The following is a 21,984-nucleotide window of genomic DNA, read 5'->3' as shown; positions in this document are numbered from 1 at the left end:
AACCGTCTTTTAGATATTAAAATCTGGAGTAACTTCTATTAATTTCTTCTGAATACCGTAAATAACTAAACCTGCAACGTTTTTAGAATGCGTTTTAAGTAATAAGTTGTTTCTATGACCTTCTACGGTTCTGGGGCTAATAAAAAGTTTATCTGCAATTTCTGCAGTAGTACATTGGTCACAAATTAATTCTAAAACATCAATTTCTCTTTTAGAAAGTAATTTTTTATCTAAATCGATTTTTATGCGTTTTCCACTAGATGAATTAATATTTTCTTGAATAATTTTTAAAACTTTTTCATCATAATAAAAACCTTTATTAAATACTTCATTAATGGTGTGAATTACCATTTTAGGACTTGTGTTTTTAAGTAGGTAAGAAGAGGCGCCAACATCAATCATATTGGTTATAAAGGATTTTCCATCAAAACTAGTTAAAGCAATTATCTTAATGTTTGGGTGTGTCTTATGAATTTTTTTAGTAGCTTCTACACCATTTATTTCTGGCATTTTTAAATCCATTAAAATAATATCTGGAGTATGTTCTGTATAAGATAGAAAATCAATTAATTCTTTACCATTTTCTGCTTCATAAGTAATGCTAAAGTTATTTTCTCTTTCTAATAAAAATCGGATACCTTTTCTAAAAAGTTCTTCATCATCTGCAATTATGATATTAATTTTATTCATCATTTGGGGGTTATATTACAATTAAGATATTAAATCCTTTACCTACTTCACTTCCAATACTATATCGTCCATTTAATAAAGAAACCCTACTTTCTATATTTTTCATACCAAGGCCTTTTTTATTTTCTTTTTTATCAGAATTAAAACCAATACCGTTGTCTGTATAGCTAAAAATAAGGTTGTTGTCTTTATGAGAAATATTTAAAGTACTCTTTTTTGCCTTACCATGTCTTATAGAATTATTAATTAATTCTTGAGTAATTCTAAAGAGATGTAATTCATTTTGTGGGTTTAAATGTTGCTTAGTGTATTTTATATTGTAAATTATATTAATTTTTCTACTATTATTAAAAGAGTCTGCAAGTTCTTCTATGGCATCTTTAAGCCCGAATTCTTCTAAAATTGGTGGTAGTAAATTATGTGCAATTTTACGAGCACTTTCTAAGGTTTTATCTGTAGCTTCTAAAATACCATTGTTAACTATAAGGTATTCTTCTGGAGACAGATCTCCGTCTTTTAAAAGGTTTGCATTTAAGTTAATAACATTTAGTTTAGAACTAATATCATCATGTAAATCTTGTGCAATACGTTTGCGCTCTTCTTCTTGAGTTATGATGATAGATTGTATAATTTCTTTTTGATGTGTTACTTCTAAATTCTTTTTCTCTAGTTCTTTGTCTACAATTTTTTTTCTTGAGGAGAAGAAAAATAGTAAGAGCGCAACTCCCATAAATAGAAGTAATAAAACTCCTATTAAAGCGATAAGTATCACTTGGTTTTCTTGAATAAGGAGTTTTTTCATTTGGGGGGTTTAAATCAAAGAAAACGAAGTTACATAAAAATAATTTTATTTTCAAAATTGTCGTTTTATTACTTTGTAATAGAACTATCTATAAATTTAATCTGTATTTTTTGATGCAAATAGTTGGTTGTGTTCTTTACGAATTGGTTTTCTAAAGTTTTTATACCATTCTACAAAAATCATTATCTGAAAAATTAGGTATAAAATAGAATTAAACTGCCAAACATAAAACTTTAACTCCCTAGAACCTATATTTCCTAATGTGAAGATTAGTGTACTACACAACGTATAGACAAAGAAACCAGAGTTAAAATAAATGTATTTTCTATTTTTATTATCATCTATTTTTTTTAGAAAAAAGAAAAAGCTGTAAAATAATAACGGTATTGATGTGGTTGCAATTTCTAAAACACTCCATCTATTTAGATTTTCAGGAAAATTATAAAGATATATAATAAAAGATGCTGCTGTTATAAACGTTAAAAAAAAAATGAAGGGCTTATATTTTTTAAAATCAATAAGAGAGGAAAAGAATAGGCTTAAAAAAATAAACTGACCAATAAAAAAATAATGACTTAAAAAAAGGTTGTAATTGTTTAACGAATTTAAAATGTTAGATAAAAACTGAATAAAAAGACAAAGCAATAAATACATAATAAAGTATTTTAGTGCTTTGTATTTTTTATTATAGCTTATAATAAAAACTAGTGTATTTAAAGCTAATACAGTATAGCCAGCATTTATTACAAAATTATCAAAAGTCATATTAGGTAGCTTAATTTAAAGGACTTTCAGTGTCACATTTATCCGGACAAGGAGTCGTCAAATCATAAATAAAATCACTCTCAGGATCTAAATTTTCACCATCCTTAGAAGAAATCATATCTTTTCCTTCAGCATCTACACCCACAATAATTAATTTTTCTTCAAAAACAGTTTCTCCTTCAATTTTGCGTTTATGCACCCCTAAATAGGCTCTTACTGTTACGGCTCCCTCTGCAATTACTCCTTTTAAATCTTCTAAAGGAATGTTAAAAGCTCTGCAATCTCGGTGTGCATTATAGGTGCCTTCCATTTTGCGCCATCTTTTGGTCCATTTTTTAGCTGTTTTTAATGAAATAGTGTTTTTTTTTGCCATGATTAGTTTGTATCGGTAGTTAATAAATAATTTTAGTTAGGTTTTAAAAGTATAGAAAATAACTAAGATGCCCTATTAATACGTAATTTTAAATATAAAAAACAGTTTTCCTCTTTTTTTTAAACTTCTTTTTATATTCCGGATGTTTAAAAATGTGTAATTTCGTTCCATGCCTACACCCTTAGAACTACAAATTAAAACGTTACCAAATGAACCCGGAGTTTATCAGTATTTTGATAAAGAAGACGTTATTATTTATGTTGGTAAAGCTAAAAATTTAAAGAAAAGAGTGGCTTCTTATTTTAATAAGAATCATGAGAACGGCAAGACGAGAGTTTTAGTAAAAAAGATTGTTCGTATAAAGCATATTGTTGTAAATACAGAAACAGATGCCTTATTGTTAGAGAACAATTTAATTAAAAAATACAAACCGCGTTACAATGTTTTACTAAAGGATGATAAATCGTATCCTTGGCTTTGCATTAAAAAAGAACGTTTTCCTAGAGTTTTTATGACCCGAAGAGTTATAAAAGATGGTTCGGAATATTTTGGTCCGTATACTTCTATAAAAACGGTTAGGGTTCTGTTAGATTTAATTAAGGAGTTGTATCCGCTAAGAACCTGTAAATACGATTTAAGCCATCAAAATATAAATGAAGGAAAGTATAAAGTATGTTTAGAGTATCATTTAAAAAATTGTAAAGGTGCTTGCGAAGGCTTAGAAACCGAGAGTCATTACAATAATTCTATCGTAGAAATTAGAAATATTATTAAAGGTAACTTTAAAGAAAGCTTAGAGAAGTTTAACGAAATGATGTTAAATTTTGCTGAAAACATGGAGTTTGAAGAAGCACAGAAAATTAAAGAGAAACTTCATCTATTAAGCAATTATCAATCTAAAAGTACCATTATAAATCCGTCTATAAATAATGTAGATGTTTTTTCTATTATTTCTGATGAAACACATGGATATGCTAATTTCTTAAAAATTTCTAACGGATCTATTATTCAGTCTCACACTACAGAAATTAAGAAAAAGTTAGATGAAACGGATAAAGAGTTATTAGAATTGTTTATTGTTGAAATTAGACAACGTTTCGATTCTCAATCGCCAGAAATTTATGTACCTTTTAAAGTAGATTTAGGTGAAACATTAAAAGTTACCGTACCAAAATTAGGCGATAAAAAGCGTATTGTAGAATTGTCTGAAAGAAATGCAAAATATTATCGACAAGAACAATTTAAGCAGGTACAGATTGTAGATCCAGACAGACATGTAAAAAGAATTATGTCGCAAATGAAAAAAGATTTGCGTTTATCTGTAGAGCCACGTCATATAGAGTGTTTCGATAACTCTAACATTCAGGGAACAAATCCTGTTGCAGCTTGTGTAGTTTTTAAAGACGGAAAACCAAGTAAAAAAGATTACAGACATTACAATATTAAAACAGTTGATGGACCAGATGATTTTGCATCTATGGAAGAGGTTGTTTACAGAAGATACAAGCGTTTGTTAGAAGAAGAACAACCTTTGCCACAATTAATTATTGTGGATGGTGGAAAAGGACAATTATCATCTGGTTTAAAAGCGTTAGAAAGTTTAGGTTTAAGGGGCAAAATAGCCATTATAGGAATTGCAAAAAGATTAGAAGAAATTTATTATCCAGGAGATCCAATACCTTTATATTTAGATAAAAAATCTGAAACACTAAAGATTACGCAATATCTAAGAAACGAGGCACACAGATTCGGAATTACCTTTCACAGAAATAAACGAAGTAAAAGTGCTATAAAATCTGAGTTAGAACAAATACCAGATGTTGGTGAGCAAACCATTACAACCTTATTGCGTAAATTTAAGTCGGCAAAACGTGTTAAAGAAGCTACTTTAGAAGAACTAAAAGAAGTTATAGGAAACGCAAGAGCTATAAAAGTATATGAATATTTTCAACCTAAGAAAAAATGAAAAAACAAATATTAGCATTTTTATTGTTGCTTTCTATAACTCTAAATAGTCAAGAAAAGCAACCAAAAGTAGGTTTGGTTCTAAGTGGAGGAGGCGCAAAAGGTTTTGCTCATATTGGGGTTTTAAAAGAAATTGATAAAGCTGGTTTACAAATAGATTATATAGGTGGTACCAGTATGGGGGCAATTATTGGAGGTTTATATTCAATAGGATATTCTGGTGACCAGATAGAGCAGATTGTTTTAGAAACCGATTTTATGACACTTTTACAAGATAAGTTGCCTCGAAATTCTGAACCTTTTTTTGAAAAAGAATTTGGCGAAAAAACAGTAATTACTTTGCCTGTTAACAAAGGTTCCATAGGTTTTCCGGTGGCCGTTTCTAAAGGTCAGAATGTATTAAATTTTTTAACAGAATTATTATCATCAGTAGAACTTATTAATGATTTTAAAAAATTTCCTATTCCTTTCTTTTGTATTGCTACAGATGTAGAAAATGGGAGTCCTGTCTTATTAGAAAAGGGTTCTTTGCCTTTGGCTTTAAGGGCTAGTGGATCTTTCCCTACGTTATTAAATCCGGTTGTTGTAGATGATAAATTATTAGTAGATGGCGGGATAGCTAATAATTTTCCTATTAGTATCATGAAATCTAAAGGAGTTGATGTTGTGATAGGAGTTGATGTGGAAGGTAATTTATATGAAAAAGAGAATCTTAATTCTATTGTGGCTCTTTTAAATCAGATAGTTAGTTATCAGATGTATAAAACTACAGATATAGAAAAAGAAAAATTAGACGTTTATATTCATCCCGTTGTCAATGATTATAATGTGGTTAGTTTTGATGACAAACAAAATATTTTAGAAATAGGAATTAAAGAAGGAAAGAAATTTAGCAATGTTTTTAAAAAATTAGCAGAAAAGCAAGTACATAAAAGAGAACGTAAAAAGTTAAATTTTGATAAAGAGAAATTTTCAATTACGGATATTAATTTGTCTGGTAGTAATATCTATACAAGAGCATTTGTTTTAGGTAAAATAAAGATAAAAAAAGGAGATAGTTTAACAAGAAAGGAAATTACAAAAAGAATTCACCTCTTATCTGCTACAAAAAATTACGAACGAATAACGTATAATTTAATTAAAAAAGAAGATAATACGTATAACTTAAAATTGAATTTAAACGAATCAAGTGGGAGTGCTAATCTAAAATTAGGTGTCCATTATGATTATTTATATAAGTCTGGTCTTTTGGCAAATTATAATAAGAAACACTTTCTATTGAATAATGATATGCTTTCTTTGAACCTTGTTTTAGGAGATAATTTAAGGTATAATTTAGATTATTTTGTAGATAATGGATTTTATGTTAGTTATGGTTTTAGATCTAGGTACAATCATTTTAGAACAAACTCTAAGTTTAATTCCATTATATCTCAGTTTCCTACTGTTAGCAGTATTAATTTAAAATATACAGATATTACCAATCAATTTTTTCTGCAAACAACTTTTAATAGAAGATTTGCTCTAGGTTTAGGTGTAGAGTATAAATATGTAAAGGCAACTACAGAAACAATTGCTTCTGAAACTAATGAAGCTACTGTTTTTGATAATAGTAACTATTTTAATTCTTTTGGCTATTTAAAGTTAGATTCTTATGATAAAAAATATTTTCCTACAAAAGGATATTTTGCAGACTTAAACTTTAAGTGGTACATGGTTTCATCAGATCATAATGATGATTTCTCGCAATTTGCCCAAACAAAAGGAACTCTAGGTTTTGCTACTACTTTTTTAGATAAACTTACGCTACAAGTAACAAGTGAAGCTGGTTTTACATTAAACGATGTAGATTCTGATGTTTTTGATTTTTATTTGGGAGGATATAACCAGAACTATATTAACACTTTTGTGCCTTTCTACGGCTATGAGTTTGGGGAGCTTTCAGATAATACTTATATAAAAACCGAGTTTAATTTAAGATATGCTTTTGCTAGTAAACATTATGCAATATTTATAGCCAATTACGGACGTTTAGATGAAAATGTTTTTAAAAACATAGACCTTTTTACTGATGTTAAATCTGGTTACGCTGTTGGGTATAGTTTTAATTCTTTTGTTGGTCCTTTAGAAATAAAATATACTTGGTCTCCAGATAACAAAGAACAATATTGGTTGTTTAATTTAGGTTTTTGGTTTTAGAAATAAGGCTATAAATATTAGTAATACCCTTCTAAAATTAACTTTTATTACCTGTTAATATTATTATAATACTAGATTTATCTTTTGTAATTACTCCATTGTATACTAAACGAAATAGACATGGATATTAAACGTGTCTGGGTTTTAAAACCTCATAATAAAGAATTTCATTATGGAATAAGAAGTATAAGGCTTACTGTTATTTGTGTGTAGTTATGCTTTTAAACATCTTTAACTTATACGTTGATACTGTTTGCTTTCTATTCACTATACTTAAGAACAATTGTATTTAGAAAGCTATAAAGTAAATAGCAAAAAAAAACCATGAAGCACTCTTCATGGTTTTTTTTGTTACTTATAAATAGATTATAATTTTACTTGTTTTGTGCTTAAGTGAAACTCTTCATACGTTTCTAATAAGCTCATTAAAGCTTTAATTAAATCTTTTGTTTCTAACAATACACTAAAGTATAAAGTTGTGTTTTTAGGACTAGTTTCATCTGTTCTAATTCTTGCAACTTGTTTTTCAATAGAAGATCTTACGCTTTGTAACAACTCATTCTTTTCTATTAATAGGCTGTTTAAATTGTCTAATTCTCTATTTTCGAAAATAGCCGCTTCTTTAGTTAATAAAGCAGATAAAGCAACATCAATAGTTTTTAAATCTTTTATTTGACCTTTCTTTAAGTTTTTATGATTGTTATTTACATGTTTGTAGCTTGCTCTAGAAATATAACTAATAGATTGCGCTATGTCTTGTAAATAGCCTAAAACCATAATATAAAATCTACTTGCTTCTACAGAAGTTTCGTCTAAAGATTTAATAAAATAGAAAACGCCATCTTTTAAACCATCTATTTCATCATTAAGTTTGGCAACGTGTTTGTCTGTTTTACGTAATTTATTTAAATCGTGGTTTGCTAAATCATTTACCACATTGGTATATAATTTATTTACACGGTTTATAACTTCAGAAATATGATCTGCACTTTCTTCAATTACTCCATTAATAGTAATTAATTCTGCTCTTTCTATATATACTTGTTTTTTTACTTCTTTAGATCTTCTTCTGTGAATTAGACTGTTTCTTCCAATTAAGAATGCAACAAGCGCCAATAGAATAGGAATCATAACCATATCCCAACTAATTAAATATGCTACTAAAGCTGCAGCTAAAAAGGCTGTAATTGCGGTTAAAAACCATCCACCAACAACATTTATTACTCCGGCAACTCTATAAACTGCACTTTCACGTCCCCAAGCTCTATCTGCCAAAGAAGTACCCATAGCAACCATAAATGTTACATAAGTAGTAGACAATGGTAATTTCATAGAAGTTGCAATAGATATTAAGATACCAGCAACAATTAAGTTAACAGAAGCTCTTACTAAATCGAAAGCAGGTAACTCGTATGTTTTATCTTTCGGTAATTCTATTACCGGTTTTTGAAACTTAGAATCTACATAATTCAATGCCTTTTTCGGGAAAATTTTAGCAATTCCAAAATTAAGACCCATTGCAAATCTTACCACAACTCTAGATAAAGGGTTTGGCTGAAATTTTTCATGTCCTTCTCCCTGACGAGATAAATCGATACCTGTTTTTATTACATTTTGTGCTTTACTAGAAGTCCATAAAGTAACCACCATTATAGCTCCTGCAATTAATAATAACCAAATGTTAGAAGGTACTTTTTTTGCTAAAATACCCATAGAAAATGCATCTGCTTCAATACCAGAAATACTCCAAGACTGGTAAGAGTTCCATGCTGCAATTGGTACCCCTACAAAGTTTACCAAGTCATTTCCAGAGAAAGCCATTGCTAAAGAAAATGTACCAACTCCAATAATCAATTTTAAAATATTAACTTTAAAAAACTGAATTAAAATTTGAGAAATTATAGCCCAGATAACAAAACTTCCTAAAATAATAGCTAATGTGTTTCCTTCAATTAAATGTGCTATATCAGAATACCAAGGAGTTCCTTTCATTCCTTTTATAATGATAAAGTAGGTAATTGCAGTAATTGCAAATCCACCAAATAGCGCACTAATATAAGTAGCTCTCTTATTAAAGTTAAAAGTATAAATAAGTCTCGATACAAACTGTACAAGTGCACCTACAGAGAATGCGACGACAACGGATAATAGTATTCCATTAATAATTTCAAAAGCTTTTTCATGGTTAATATAGCTCCAAATATCTGAAATAGATTGTGCTTCGTTAGCAGATATTTTTATTAAAGAAATACAAACGGCAGCTCCTAAAAGTTCAAATACAATAGAAACGGTTGTAGATGTAGGCATCCCGAGCGTGTTAAAGATATCTAGTAATAAAATATCTGTAATCATTACGGCCATAAAAATGAACATAATATCTTGAAACATAAACATGTTAGGGTTAAAAATTCCTTTACGTGCAACTTCCATCATTCCACTAGAGGTAACGGCACCAAAAAACACCCCTAAACTTGCAATTATCATAATATTTCTTACAGATATTGCTTTTGAGCCTATGGCTGAATTTAAAAAGTTAACGGCGTCATTACTAACTCCTATAACTAAATCTACTATAGCTAAAATAGCTAGAGCTACTAACATTAAAATATATGGATCTCCCATTTTGTTTATTTAATTTTTTTGTTGTGCAAATTTACAAACATATAAAATTGCTAATGTTATGTTTATGTTATCTTAATCGATATTAAAAATGAATATCTACCTGTAGCCTAAAACGCAATTTGTTTGTGTTAAAGCCAATATCAGTATAGCTTAGGTCTGTTTGTACTTTTAATTTATGACCTGCAATGTATTTAGATACTCCTAAGGTATATTCATTTTCGGCTCCTTCACCGGTTATTTTTTTGTCTAAAGTTACGTTGGTGTATCGTGCAGATACCTCTATTGTTTTAGATACTAAATATCCTGTTTGTAAATTTAAACCATTACCAACCTGAACAGCATCACCAGTTAAGCTGCCATCAGAATTTTTAGCTAATGCATCGTCTGCGTTTCTATTTGCATATTCTGCCATAAAGGAAAAACCATTATGTTTATACATCGCATCAAAATAAAGTGTAGAAATATTTGTAGAGAAAAAACCAGTATCATTATACATATAAGAACCTTGGTTACTTCTTGTTTTAGAAGCGTTGTTGTTAAAGTCGTAAGCAAAAGCTAAAGACAGTCTAGGGTCTTTTTCAAATTTTAAATCACTACCTAAATAATCTCCTTTACTGGCAAAATCTCCAAATGGAAATAATTCTATTCTTGTAGTGTATTGATGACCTCCAATATTACCTGTTGTAATATTTCTACCTTCTCCTTGTGCAATGGAAACTGTTTCTTTAACAAGAAATCGATCTGTAAGGTTAAAATGGTGTTTTAATTGAATTCCCATATCTCTGTCTATATTAAAATTACTATTTAATATAGATCTGTTTACCATTTGCATATTGGCAGACGAGATTAAGCGTTCTCTGTTTCCAGGAAGCTTTGTTTGTCCAAACCATAATACAAAATTTCCAGAAAAATTCCATTTTAAAACAGCGTCTAAAATATATCTAGGTGCATCGTGTGTAAACTCAGAAGCACCAGCTTGATCTCTGTTAGATAAACCTAATTCTACTTTATATTTTAGTTTTGGAGAAAAAGCAAAACCATCAAACTTTAGGCGAGATCTTCTAATTAACATAGAAGATTCTGGGTTAGATAGCCCACTACTTGCATCCCATTTAGAAATTGCTAGTGTTTGAAATCTTAATCCAACCTTCATTGTAAAGGTACTGTCTTTACCAACTAAGTTAAAGAGGCCATTTCCAAATTTAGGTGCGTTTGTTTCTTGTGCTTGTATACTTAAAAAAGTACACATAATAATGATAACTACTACTTTACGTAGTGCTGGGGATTGCATAATTATTAGTTTTTGTCGATGCAAAGAACTGTTAGCAATGTTAAATTAAAGTTAATTTAGTATTAAGTAAACAAAAAAACTGCCTTGGTGAGAGGCAGTAGATCATAAATTGTAGTCGACAAAAACTAATTTAATTTATGGTAATCTTTATTTCTAAAGAATAGTTCAAATATCTCACCAAAAATTAAAATGAATGTTTTTTCAAAATTAAAAAAATGTTAACGATTTATACTCGCTTAACATTTAGTTAATGTTTTTGTGATGCAAGCATAATTTAAAGCTAACATAGAATTTACAAATGCGATGGACTTTTGCGGCAGTAAATTATACGAAAAAAATGAAAAAATTTTTATTTATTACTTTTTTAGCTTTTAGCCAATTATTATTAGCACAAAGTACAGGTACATTAAAGGGTATATTATCTGATGGGGAAACAAACAACGAACCATTGCCTTTTGCAAACGTTCTTATTAAAGGAACCGCAATGGGTACAACTACCGATTTTGATGGAAATTATACTTTAAACGTACCAGCAGGGAGTCATACTGTTGTTTTTAGTTTTTTAGGATATAAAACAATTGAAAAGCCAATTACAATTGTTGCAGGAGAAACTGTAACTATTAATCAAATATTATCTGCAGAAGAAGGCGTTTCTTTAGATGAGATCGTTGTAAAGTCTTCTACTAGTAAAGAAAAACTAAGCGCTTTAATTTTAGATCAAAAGAAAGCAGTTTCTATAAAGACTACAATTGGGGCACAAGAATTAGCAACCAAAGGTGTTTCTGATGCAGAAGGAGCGGTAACAAAAACGGCAGGAGTTTCTAAAGGTTCTAAAAATGTAATTGTAAGAGGTTTAGGAGATAGATATAATTCTACAACTTTAAACGGATTGCCTTTGCCTTCTGAAGACCCAGAATACAAAAACATTTCTTTAGACTTTTTTGATACTAGCATTATTAAAAATATTGGTGTAAATAAAGTTTTTACAGCAGATCTTAGTGGAGATGTTGGTGGAGCAAACATAGATATCGTTTCTAAAGAATTGGTTAAAAAGAGTCTATTAAGTGTAAGCGCTTCTTTGGGTGCAAATACACAAACTGTGTCTAAAAATTTTTTAACTATAGATGGTACAAATAGATTTGGAACTCAGAGTACAGGGATTCCTGTAAATGATTTAACAAAGTATTCTTTTAATAATTCTTGGAAACCTCAAAACCAAGATTTTCAGTTAAATAATAGTATTTCTTTTGCAGGTGGAAAGAAATTTGATATTGGAGAAGATTCTTTTAGCTTTTTTATTGTTGGTGGTTTTGATGGAAGTTATAATTATGTTGATGGTAATATAAAACAAACAACAAGTTCTGGAGATGTTTTTCAAGATCAAGATTTTCAAAAATATGAATATAATGTGTCGCAAATCTTAATGGCAAACTTAAAGTATAAGTTTGAAGAAGGGCATAGTATTGCATACAACCACTTGTTTATTCATAACAACAAACAATCTATTGGAGATTATTTAGGGTCTAACAACCCAGAACAAGACGGAGATTTAGAATACCAAAGAAGACAACAAACTAATAATAATGAGTTGTATGTAAACCAACTTATTGGAAACATAGAATTGTCTGATAGATTAAATCTTGAGGCAAAAGGTTCTTTAAATTTTATTAGAGGTAGTGAGCCAGATAGAAGAACTAATAAGTATCTTTTTAGAGATGATTTTTATAGTCCTCAAACAAGTTCTGCCGGAGAAAATGAACGTTACTTTGCAAAGTTAGAAGAAAATGATTATGCTGCTAAGGGAAAATTTTCTTATAAATTAAAAGAAGATGACGAAGATATTAGTGTTTTAGAATTTGGTGGAGATTACAGATATACAGAACGTTTATTCTCTTCAACAATTTTTAATCATGATTTTTCTAGTAGAGTAGAAATAGATTTAGAAGATCCAGATGCTATTTTTAATCAATCTTCTATAGATAATAATATTTTCGATTTAGAAACAGGTAGAGGTGGTTCTAGTAATCCTTCTGCGTTTTTACCATTTACTTACAGAGGTAAAAGACAAATATTTGGTGCATTTGGTAACTTAGTATATCAACTTGGTGATAATTTAATAGCTTCTGCAGGAGCAAGATTCGAAAAAATTCAACAAAGAGTTACTTATAATACTAACATTGCACAATCTGGTGTAGACGGTGCATCAAATTTAGATAATACGTACGTTTTACCAAGTTTTAATATAAAATATAATTTTAACGATAATAGTATTTTTAGAATTGCAGGTAGTCAATCTTATACATTTCCTCAGTTTAAAGAAACTGCACCATTTAAATATCAAGACATCAGTTTTTCATCTCAAGGTAACCCAGATTTAAAACCATCTGATGATTATAATTTTGATGCAAAATACGAATACTACTTTTCATCATCAGAATTAGTAACGGTAACAGGTTTTTATAAAAACATACAAAACTCTATTGCAAGAACAGAAATTCCTTCTGGTGGTAATACATTAACGTATTTAAATGTTGGTAATGCTTCTGTATATGGTTTAGAAATAGAAGCAAGAAAAAACTTATATGAAATAGAAGATAAAGATTTAAAAATTGTAGGTGGTTTAAATACTTCAATTTTAGTTTCTAATGTAGATTTAGATAAAAGCTCTATAGCTCAGTTTACAAATGCAACGAGTGATTTAGAGGGAGCAACACCGTTTTTATTAAATGCAGATATTTCTATCAATAAAAAATATAACGACAACACTTTTATGTCTTCTGTAGTCTTTAATTATTTTAGTGAAAGAGTATACTCTATTGGTACAAGAGGTTTTGAAAATGTTTTAGAAAAAGGAATACCAACTTTAGATTTGGTTTCTTCTTATAACTTTAATAACAATTATAGTATAAAATTAAAAGCAACAAATATATTAAACCCAGATTATCAGTTAACTAGAGCTGGTTTTGATGGAGGTGAAAATATTGTGTTAAGAAATTATAAAAAAGGTGTTAACCTAAGTTTAGGATTTGCTTACAATTTCTAAAGAAACCCTTGTTTTAATAACAATTCTTTAAGATTTAGATAAAACAAAATAGACATTGTAAGTGCAACTTTGCAGAAGTTAATAAAACTAAACAATTTAAATAAATTAATAAAAACAAAAATGAAAAAATCAATTTTATCAATCGTTGCAATTGCATCTTTAGTATTAAGTAGTTGTTCTTTAAGTGATGATGATGCTGCAGTAATTGTTGGGGGAGAAGTAACTGCACAAAACTTAGCAGGAAATTTAACGTCTGATTTAACTTTAAGTTCTGGTGTTGCTCATAACTTAACAGGAGCACTTTTAGTAAAATCTGGCGCAACTTTAACAATAGAAGCTGGTACAACAGTTAATGCTTTAGCAGGTGGTACAGATGTTTATATTTTGGTAGAAAAAGGAGGTAAAATAATAGCAGATGGTACTGCAGAGAACCCTATTAAATTTACATCTAGTGCAATTATTCCAAATGCAGGAGATTGGGGTGGAATTATCTTAAACGGTAATGCTCCTTTAAGTAGACAATCTGGGGCAGATAGTAATGCTGCAACAGAAGTTAAAAATTCAATTTTATTTGGAGGTTCTGATGTTGATGATAACTCAGGAGTTTTAGATTATGTAATCATGGAGTATACTGGTGCAAGAATTGATGATGAAGCAGAACATAATGGTTTAACTTTAAACGGAGTTGGTGCTGGTACATCAATTTCTAACATTGCTATTTTTAATGGTGATGATGATGGTATAGAATTTTTTGGAGGTACTGTAAATGTATCTAACATTTTAGTTGTAAACGCAAAAGATGATATGTTCGATTTTTCTCAAGGTTATGTTGGTACTTGTACAAACTTATACGGAGTTAGAGAAAATGGTTATACTGCTGTAACTTCTGATCCAAGAGGAATTGAAGCTGATGGTAACTTAGATGGAAACTCTCCTTCTGATATTAACGAATCTAATTTTACTATCAATGGTGTTACAATTATTAATAATGCAGACGGTGTAGAAATGTCTGATGGTATTAAAATTAGAAGAGATGCTACTGCAACTATTACAAATGCATATTTAGCTTTAGGAGCTGGAGCATTATTTGGAGATGTTGTAGATTTACAAGATAGTAAATCTGATTCTACAGAGTCTACTACTATAACTGGTATTGCAAACACTGCAAACGGTTTAGATATTACAGATGTAAAAAACACTACTGTTGGTGGAGCTAGTATTACTTTAACAGCTGGTACAACTGGTGGAGCAGATAATTCTGTATTTTCTTGGACTGGTTATAACTTCTAAGAAGATATAATAAATAATTTACTTTAATAAAAAGCAGGCTTTTAAGCCTGCTTTTTTTATGTTTTATAGTTTTACATGTAAGAAGAAATAATGAGTGCTTTATTTACAGTTTGTTTTTGCTTAAAAGAGTGAGTAAACTATTTTTTTGTAATGATTATATATTATTGTTAAAGTATATAAGACTCTTTTAAGGGTCTAAAATTAAGTGCATAGTTCGTTTAAATAGAGTACAATGCTATATGTAACAAAAAAAACGCACTCTAGAGTGCGTTTTATAAATTATAAGAGATGTTTAAATTAGAATCTCCAACCAATATTAACACCTAATCTAGGTACTAAAGTAGGTGAGTCAGATCCAAATAAGTTTCTACCAACACCAGCGTGTACATCAATAGTTAAACCACTTCCTGTAATATACTTTGTACCAACAGCAACACCTAAGGCACCATCTGTATATTTGTTATCGTAAACTCCAGGGTTGTTTTCTTCATCAGATTCTTCTTTTCCAGAATTGATTCCTAAAAAAGCTTCACCAAAAAAGTTCCATTCTTCGTTTGTAGAAAAATAATTACGGTAATAAGGTGTAATCATAGTGTTTTCATTGTATCTAAAACTATCATCTTGATTGGCTAAGTTAAATAAAGCAGAAATACCAAAAGAAGAACTTTCAGAGATGTAGTTCTCATAAGAAAACTCTAAACTTTTTATAACCAATGCATCTCCAATGTCTAATTTAATTTCTTGTTGTGCGTAGCTTAAAGTACTCGCTAAAAGTCCGAAAGCTAAAAGTAATTTTTTCATGTTTTTTGTTTTTTTGTATTTAATGATTTTTATAGAGTGCAAATCTAATAAATAAGATTGGTTTTAGAATCTATATCCTAAAGAGATTCCACCTCTACCTACAGCCTCTAAAGAGCTATTATCTCCACCTAAATTGCGTCCTAACCCTAAATATATTTCTGTTGTAAAGCCTTTTTTAGAAATAAATTTTCCTCCAACAGAAATACCAACAGCAAATTCCGTTTTAGTATCTCCATTATAAGAACTATTATAATTTCCATAACCATCAATATAATAGTCGTAATTATTGTTTTCATAAGAATGCAACATTCCAAAACCTTCTACAAAAAAACCTCTTGCAAATTTACTTGAGAAGTATCTTCTATAAAAAGGCGTTAAAGAAAATTTTCGATACTCATCTACATCTTCATTTTTGTCAAACCCAACTAGAACTCCAACTCCAAAAGAAGATTCATCATTAATTAAATACTCATAAGAAACATCTATCCATTCAAAAGCTAGCGCACCTAATACATTTAATTTTACTTCGTGTTTTTTATTGATGTCTTGTGGATGTTGTTCTTCTTTTTCTTGAGCAATAGAAATTGCTGAAGTAAACAATAGAAGAAATAATGTAATTTTTTTCATAATAGTTTTTTTTGGTTGATGTAACAAACGTATTAAAAAAGTACCCAAGTTTCTAAAAAATAGCTCTTAATTGCACACTTCCGGTATGGATTGTTTTTGTGCTTTCACTCTTTCTACCCAAATAAGATAAATTCAGATTTAAAAAAGTATTTAATTTTTGATTGAATAAAAGATTCCAAGTGTAATTTTTTCCATCTTGTAAACCTTCTAACATTTGGTAGGCAACGGGCGAGTTCGTATCTCCTGTAAAGTCATTCAAAAACACGTTTGCGTTGGCAGAAATTTGATTCTTTTTACTGTTGATGTAGAAATATTCAATTCCGAATTTTTGTTGCTTCAAATGTTCAAAATCTGCGAGTTGGTTCTCTTTGTTTTTAAAGTGATAAAAAGCCGTTAAACGATTGCTATCATTGTATAAAAAACTAATTTTTGGTTGAAATTCGATGGCATTAATTGTATAGTTTCTATTGTTAAAATTGGCTGTTGCTAAATCGTTTTCAGCGGTTTTACCCATTAACTCAAGCAACCAAAAAGTTGCAAATTTATGTGCAAAATCTAGCTGATGTAACTCAATGTTGTTTTCTTGGTTTCCTATAAAGTATTGTTGCTTATTTCTGTTTTTTCCGTAGGTGTAGGTTGTGCTATATTTTTGAAGATTTCTATTGAAATAAAGACTATTTCTAAGACTGAAATTTAAACCAATCAGTTTACTTTCATCAAAATCAAAAGGATTAAAATTAAAAGAATTTCCTATTCTTTGCTGTTCATTTTCTACACTTAAAAAACTCTGATTGTAAAAATTAGAAAGCAATTTTTTAATCCCATTTTTAGCTGTCCAAATTCTTGGATTTAATGTTATAGACTGTGTAAATTTTGCACGTTGCGTAGCAATAAATTGTAAGTTTGGTTTTGGTAAACGCAAATATTCTGCTTGGTCTTGAAATTCTGCAACTTCAAATTCATCAAAATCCTTAACGCCGTCGCTGTTATAATCTATCCAAGTATAATAGCCTAAACCAGGTTCTGTTTTTACGTAAATATATTCTTGTTGGGCAACGTTACCCGATGAGGTTTCATAAACGGTTCCTAAATTGATAAAACTATTAAATAATTCCTGATTAAAAACAACTTTAGAATTTAACGATTTTTCATTGTCTGTAAACTTGTTTTCTGTAAGTCTGTAATTGGCAAAAACACTTAAATTGGTTTGTTTGTTCTGAATGATTTTACTGTTGATGTAAAACGTTTTTCTATTGTTGATTTCTGTAAAACTATTCGATTTTATACTGTCGTTATTTCTGTAATTAAACCCCATTTTAGCAAACACATTGGTAGAGTCTCCAATACCAAAATAAGTTTCATATTCTTTAAATTTATGACTTGTATTGATAAATTCTTGTGAAGTAATATCTTTTCTACTATTGGTTTCAAAATTAATAAATGCACCCAACCATTTTTTATTAAAATCGTGTTCTGCTTTCGCTTTTGCTGTAAAAAAGGAGTTATCTTCTGTGGTTGAGGTATTTTTTAAAAAACTACCATTTACATAAAAAGAAGTGTTTTTTAACTTTATTTTAGATTGTAGTTCATGTTTGTTACCAGAAAAAATATCTTTATATGTTAAGTTGTTGTATCGATATAAAATAAAATCTTCCTTTTTATTTTGTAAACTAAATTCCGATTGAAAATAACTTTTAGTAGCGTCGTTGGTTAAAATATTCCAATCTCTATTAAACTCGACAGATTCCCAACGTTGAGCGGTTTTAAAATTATTTTGTACAAATTCATGGCTTACATTACTTTGTAGTTTCCATTCTTTATCAATTAAAGTTTGCTGCCAATTTACCTTTGTTGCAATGGCTTTATTTTGGGCATCATCTATGGTAGAAAACAAATTGGCGTCATTATTACTAAGTGCAACTTCTGTATTAATAATCGTTTTTTCTGAAGGATTGTATGAAGATTGTACAATAAACAACTGAGATTTTGTTGGTGGAGTTAAACGGATGATAGGATTGTAATTTCCTTGATTTGTGCCCACAAACAAAAAAATATTACCGATTGCGGTGGTTTCATCTAAAACATAATCTCCTAAATTGTTACCAACATTAGAAAAAGTTACCGTGTACAATTCATCTGTAGCGTTGTTGGAGTATTCAAAAATTTCTTCACTTCCATTAAGTACCTTTTTATACAAGATTTTATTATCATTAAAAGCATCTTCATAGGCACTTTCTGCAATCATTAAATCTGTATTGTTACCTGCACTTTCTAAGATTTGCTTTTGTTCTGTAGTTAAATTTTGCTGAATGGGTTGGTTTTTAGCGTCATTCTCCGAATAAAAATAACCAGCGATGCTAAATTTTTCACCTTCATAGGAAGCTTCATCATATGTTATAAAACGCGTATAGTTTCTTTCTGAATACTGAAAATCAATCTGAATTCTCATATCATTGGTGATTGGATAAGTAGTGTTGAACTCTATTTCTCCAAGATTATAATCGATGGTATAATCGTTTTCTTCTCCACGTTTAATCTGAATTCCGTTGATAAATACCTTCTCGCTACCTTCAATAATTAAAATAGCAGTTTCATTATTGGCTCCTAAAATTTTATAAGGACCTTGGTTGCCTTCTACACTTGTAATGTTATACGAGCTAAATCGTCCTCTTACAACTGCACCAGAAGCAGCAACTTTAAAATTTTCGTTTAGCTGGGCTTCTACCAATAAACCAGAAACTTGTTTGGTAAAAGGTAAGAAGTAACTTTTGGTGTTTTGTAATGAAATATCACCCGCTTTTACGCGCCAATTATCGGTAAACATTTCAATAAAAATACGATCGAAATCAGTAATATCTTGAGAATACCCATTTTCTTGAATGGGAATATTGGTGTCAAAAATATTTGCTTTTAAGGTAACGTCTTTAGAGAGTTTACCTGATATTTCTAAATCTAAAGCAGAGTTTGTAACTGCATTTTGGTTGTTTCCAGAAGTAATTCCCCTAGTGATAAATCCTTTGGTTTGTAAACCATCAAATAATTTTATGTCCGATACTTTTTTATTGGTGGTTAAACTGTATAATTTACCCGTATTTGTGCCATTTGGTAGGATAAATTTATCATCAAAAGGTGTGTAAACTTTGGTAATAAAATCTGGAAGCCTAAAATATTCAACCGTAATTTCTGTGTGTTTTGTTGAATCGATAATTAAAACGGCATTGCTAAAATCGATGGTATATTCAGAAAATGGAATTTCCTTTGAAAAAGCATTGACTACTTTAAATTTCTGCGGATTTAAAGCCACAGAATCTAATTGAATGGTATCTTTTTTAATCAAATATTTTTGCACTCTAAAATCTTTAGATACAGTTTGAGATTGGATTGAGAATCCAATAAAAAGTAAAAAGAAGAAGAGAACTCTTTGAATCATAAAAAACTATATGTTCTAAACGTAAAAATATGTTTTTTAATGTTTGAAAATAAAAATTAAAATAATGATTGTTGCTTTACAGGGTTTTCATGCGCTAATAACCATTTTTTACGCCAAATTCCGCCAGCATATCCTGTTAAAGAACCATCTGAACCAATAACTCTATGACACGGAATGATAATCCAAATTGGGTTTTTACCATTTGCAGAGGCAACCGCTCTAATGGCTTTTACATCTCCCAAAGATTTGCTTTGTTCTAAATAAGTTCTCGTTTTATTAAATGGAATATTCAATAATTCATTCCAAACTTTTTTCTGAAAATCGGTTCCTTGCGGATTTAATTTTAAATCGAAATCAATTCTTTTTCCAGAAAAATATTGGTCTAATTGAGTGACACATTCTTGCAAACAATCAGGTGTTTTCATACTTGTCTCTTCGAGCGCAGTAGAGAAATCTTCATCTAAAACCGAAACCGATTGAATTCCGTTTTCATCACCTACAATTTTTGCGGTTCCCAATGGTGTTTTGTAATATGTGGTTTGTAAACTCAATTAAAGTTGTATTTTTTTCTTAATTCTTTAACTTCTTCATCAGAGGAATAATTCATCATTAGTAAACCTTCAACAGTTTTTATCTTTTTGTTCTTAATTTGTTCTGCAATATAATTTCTTGCTGCTGCTGTTTTCTTAAACTTATCAGTAAAAATAGCAATTAACTGTTTCGGATTTGCTCTTGTAAACTTGTTTTTTACAATTTGTGCAGATAAAAAGTCAGAAATTAAATGCGTCTCTCTTAAGCTACAAATTTGAATTTGTTTTTCTATTTTTTTATCATCCGTAGAGATTTCTACAAAATTATTAACACCTATGCTGTACATTGGTTTAATGCTAGAATGTGTGTTTTTTGCTTTCCCTTCATAGTCATCAACAGATAGTTTAATAGAAATAACATCAGTAAAATTTATTTTTTCTTTATCAATAATAAATTCATCCGAAGTTATTTTTAGGTACCCTGTATAATTTATCAAAATATCTTCTTTAGAAAACATTGTAAAAAATACAGAAGCAATAAAGGTTATAAAAGAAATAACAGCTACTGGGTAAAAAATAGTTTCTATAAAATCAAATTCTAAATATACTTTGTTGATTGAAATAATTACACAAGCAAACATTCCAATTGTTAGTCCTAAATAAGTATATGTTTTAGGATGTTCAAAATTGAAGAATTTTTCTTCTGTTGTAATTGTATCAAATACCATTTATATACCAAAAACATCTTTAGAATTCTGAGTTGTAATGGCAGCAATTTCATCAAAAGAAAGTCCGTAAATATCTACCAATTTATCAACAACGTTGGTTAAATAAGCACTTTCATTTCTTTTTCCTCTGTATGGAGTTGGCGCTAAATAAGGCGCATCTGTTTCTAAAACAATGTGCTTTATATCAATTTCATTCAAAAATTTATCAATCTTACCATTTTTAAAAGTAGCAACACCACCAATTCCTAATTTCATATTGTAAGAAATAGCTTGTTTTGCTTGTTCTAAAGTCCCAGTAAAACAGTGAAAAATCCCTCTTAAATCATCACTTTTTTCAGATTCTAATACTTCAAAAACTTCATCAAAAGCATTTCTACAGTGAATGTTAATCGGCATTTTTTTCTCTTTTGCCCACTGAATTTGTGTTCTAAAAGCATCTTGCTGTTCTGTTAAAAAGGTTTTATCCCAATATAAATCCATTCCGATTTCGCCAATAGCGTAAAATTTCTTTTCATCAATCCATTTTTTAACATGCGCTAGTTCTTCTAAATAGTTTTCTTTAACAGAAGTAGGGTGTAAGCCCATCATTAAAAAAACATCATTTGGATAGTCTTTTTCTAATTGAAACATTTTATCTGTATATGTAGAATCTATCGCAGGAATAAAAAAACGAGTAACACCGGCGTATTTAGCGCGTTGCATCATTTCTGATTGATCTTCTTTAAACTGACTAGAATATAAATGGGTGTGTGTATCTGTAATCATGTTGTGTAAAATTTCAGCTGCAAAACTACAAATTATTCTTAGTGAAAAGGGCTATTGTTTAGC

Annotated in this window: 16 protein-coding genes; 4 read left to right on the top strand and 12 right to left on the bottom strand. The window is 29.5% G+C overall.

What is annotated here, in order from left to right; all coding sequences use genetic code 11:
* Positions 1-9 precede the first annotated feature (9 nt).
* The 4 genes from H0I27_RS16100 to H0I27_RS16085 form a co-directional block, all read right to left on the bottom strand.
* Complete coding sequence (locus H0I27_RS16100; RefSeq protein WP_218733938.1) at positions 10-690, bottom strand: response regulator transcription factor; 681 nt, start codon at positions 688-690, stop codon at positions 10-12.
* 10 nt (positions 691-700) lie between these two features.
* Entirely contained in the window at positions 701-1,492 is a 792-nt protein-coding gene (locus tag H0I27_RS16095) for a sensor histidine kinase (protein ID WP_218731661.1), read from the bottom strand.
* A 96-nt stretch (positions 1,493-1,588) separates the two neighbouring features.
* Positions 1,589-2,257 carry a hypothetical protein gene (locus tag H0I27_RS16090; RefSeq protein ID WP_218731660.1) on the bottom strand — a complete coding sequence of 223 codons (669 nt, stop codon included), beginning with the start codon at positions 2,255-2,257 and terminating at the stop codon, positions 1,589-1,591.
* A 10-nt stretch (positions 2,258-2,267) separates the two neighbouring features.
* Positions 2,268-2,630, bottom strand: coding sequence for a hypothetical protein (locus H0I27_RS16085; RefSeq protein WP_218731659.1), 363 nt, complete (start codon positions 2,628-2,630; stop codon positions 2,268-2,270).
* A 169-nt stretch (positions 2,631-2,799) separates the two neighbouring features.
* On the opposite strand from H0I27_RS16085, the gene uvrC reads away from it, so the two are divergent.
* Entirely contained in the window at positions 2,800-4,596 is a 1,797-nt protein-coding gene (uvrC, locus tag H0I27_RS16080) for an excinuclease ABC subunit UvrC (protein WP_218731658.1), read from the top strand.
* Complete coding sequence (locus H0I27_RS16075; protein WP_218731657.1) at positions 4,593-6,794, top strand: patatin-like phospholipase family protein; 2,202 nt, start codon at positions 4,593-4,595, stop codon at positions 6,792-6,794. Before uvrC ends, H0I27_RS16075 begins: the two co-directional genes overlap by 4 nt.
* A gap of 366 nt (positions 6,795-7,160) precedes the next feature.
* On the opposite strand, the gene H0I27_RS16070 is transcribed toward H0I27_RS16075, so the two are convergent.
* Together H0I27_RS16070 and H0I27_RS16065 are read right to left on the bottom strand one after the other, a co-directional pair.
* Positions 7,161-9,416: an inorganic phosphate transporter gene (locus H0I27_RS16070; protein WP_218731656.1), complete on the bottom strand. Its 2,256-nt coding sequence runs from the start codon at positions 9,414-9,416 to the stop codon at positions 7,161-7,163.
* Positions 9,417-9,498: 82 nt separating this feature from the next.
* Complete coding sequence (locus tag H0I27_RS16065) at positions 9,499-10,707, bottom strand: porin (RefSeq protein ID WP_218731655.1); 1,209 nt, start codon at positions 10,705-10,707, stop codon at positions 9,499-9,501.
* Positions 10,708-11,044: 337 nt separating this feature from the next.
* Between H0I27_RS16065 and H0I27_RS16060 the strand changes: the two genes are divergently transcribed.
* Together H0I27_RS16060 and H0I27_RS16055 are read left to right on the top strand one after the other, a co-directional pair.
* Positions 11,045-13,750: a TonB-dependent receptor gene (locus tag H0I27_RS16060; protein ID WP_218731654.1), complete on the top strand. Its 2,706-nt coding sequence runs from the start codon at positions 11,045-11,047 to the stop codon at positions 13,748-13,750.
* Between the two features lie 120 nt (positions 13,751-13,870).
* Positions 13,871-15,040 (top strand): hypothetical protein, encoded by a 1,170-nt coding sequence (locus H0I27_RS16055; RefSeq protein WP_218731653.1) that lies wholly within the window; start codon positions 13,871-13,873, stop codon positions 15,038-15,040.
* A 297-nt stretch (positions 15,041-15,337) separates the two neighbouring features.
* On the opposite strand, the gene H0I27_RS16050 is transcribed toward H0I27_RS16055, so the two are convergent.
* The 6 genes from H0I27_RS16050 to H0I27_RS16025 form a co-directional block, all read right to left on the bottom strand.
* Positions 15,338-15,841 (bottom strand): DUF3575 domain-containing protein, encoded by a 504-nt coding sequence (locus tag H0I27_RS16050; protein WP_165731828.1) that lies wholly within the window; start codon positions 15,839-15,841, stop codon positions 15,338-15,340.
* 63 nt (positions 15,842-15,904) lie between these two features.
* The gene (locus H0I27_RS16045) at positions 15,905-16,468 is read right to left on the bottom strand and encodes a DUF3575 domain-containing protein (protein ID WP_218731652.1); all 564 of its coding nucleotides are present in this window, start codon (positions 16,466-16,468) and stop codon (positions 15,905-15,907) included.
* 52 nt (positions 16,469-16,520) lie between these two features.
* Positions 16,521-19,898 carry a hypothetical protein gene (locus tag H0I27_RS16040; RefSeq protein WP_218731651.1) on the bottom strand — a complete coding sequence of 1,126 codons (3,378 nt, stop codon included), beginning with the start codon at positions 19,896-19,898 and terminating at the stop codon, positions 16,521-16,523.
* A 56-nt stretch (positions 19,899-19,954) separates the two neighbouring features.
* Positions 19,955-20,449, bottom strand: a complete 495-nt coding sequence (locus H0I27_RS16035; RefSeq protein ID WP_218731650.1) for a methylated-DNA--[protein]-cysteine S-methyltransferase — start codon at positions 20,447-20,449, stop codon at positions 19,955-19,957.
* The gene (locus H0I27_RS16030; protein WP_218731649.1) at positions 20,446-21,156 is read right to left on the bottom strand and encodes a hypothetical protein; all 711 of its coding nucleotides are present in this window, start codon (positions 21,154-21,156) and stop codon (positions 20,446-20,448) included. The genes H0I27_RS16035 and H0I27_RS16030 overlap by 4 nt, the downstream gene beginning before the upstream one ends.
* Complete coding sequence (locus H0I27_RS16025; RefSeq protein WP_218731648.1) at positions 21,157-21,921, bottom strand: TatD family hydrolase; 765 nt, start codon at positions 21,919-21,921, stop codon at positions 21,157-21,159.
* Positions 21,922-21,984: the final 63 nt, after the last annotated feature.

Origin of the sequence: Polaribacter sp. HaHaR_3_91, assembly GCF_019278525.1 — a bacterium.
Taxonomy (GTDB): Bacteria; Bacteroidota; Bacteroidia; order Flavobacteriales; family Flavobacteriaceae; genus Polaribacter.
This window is presented reverse-complemented; position numbering and strand designations above follow the sequence as displayed.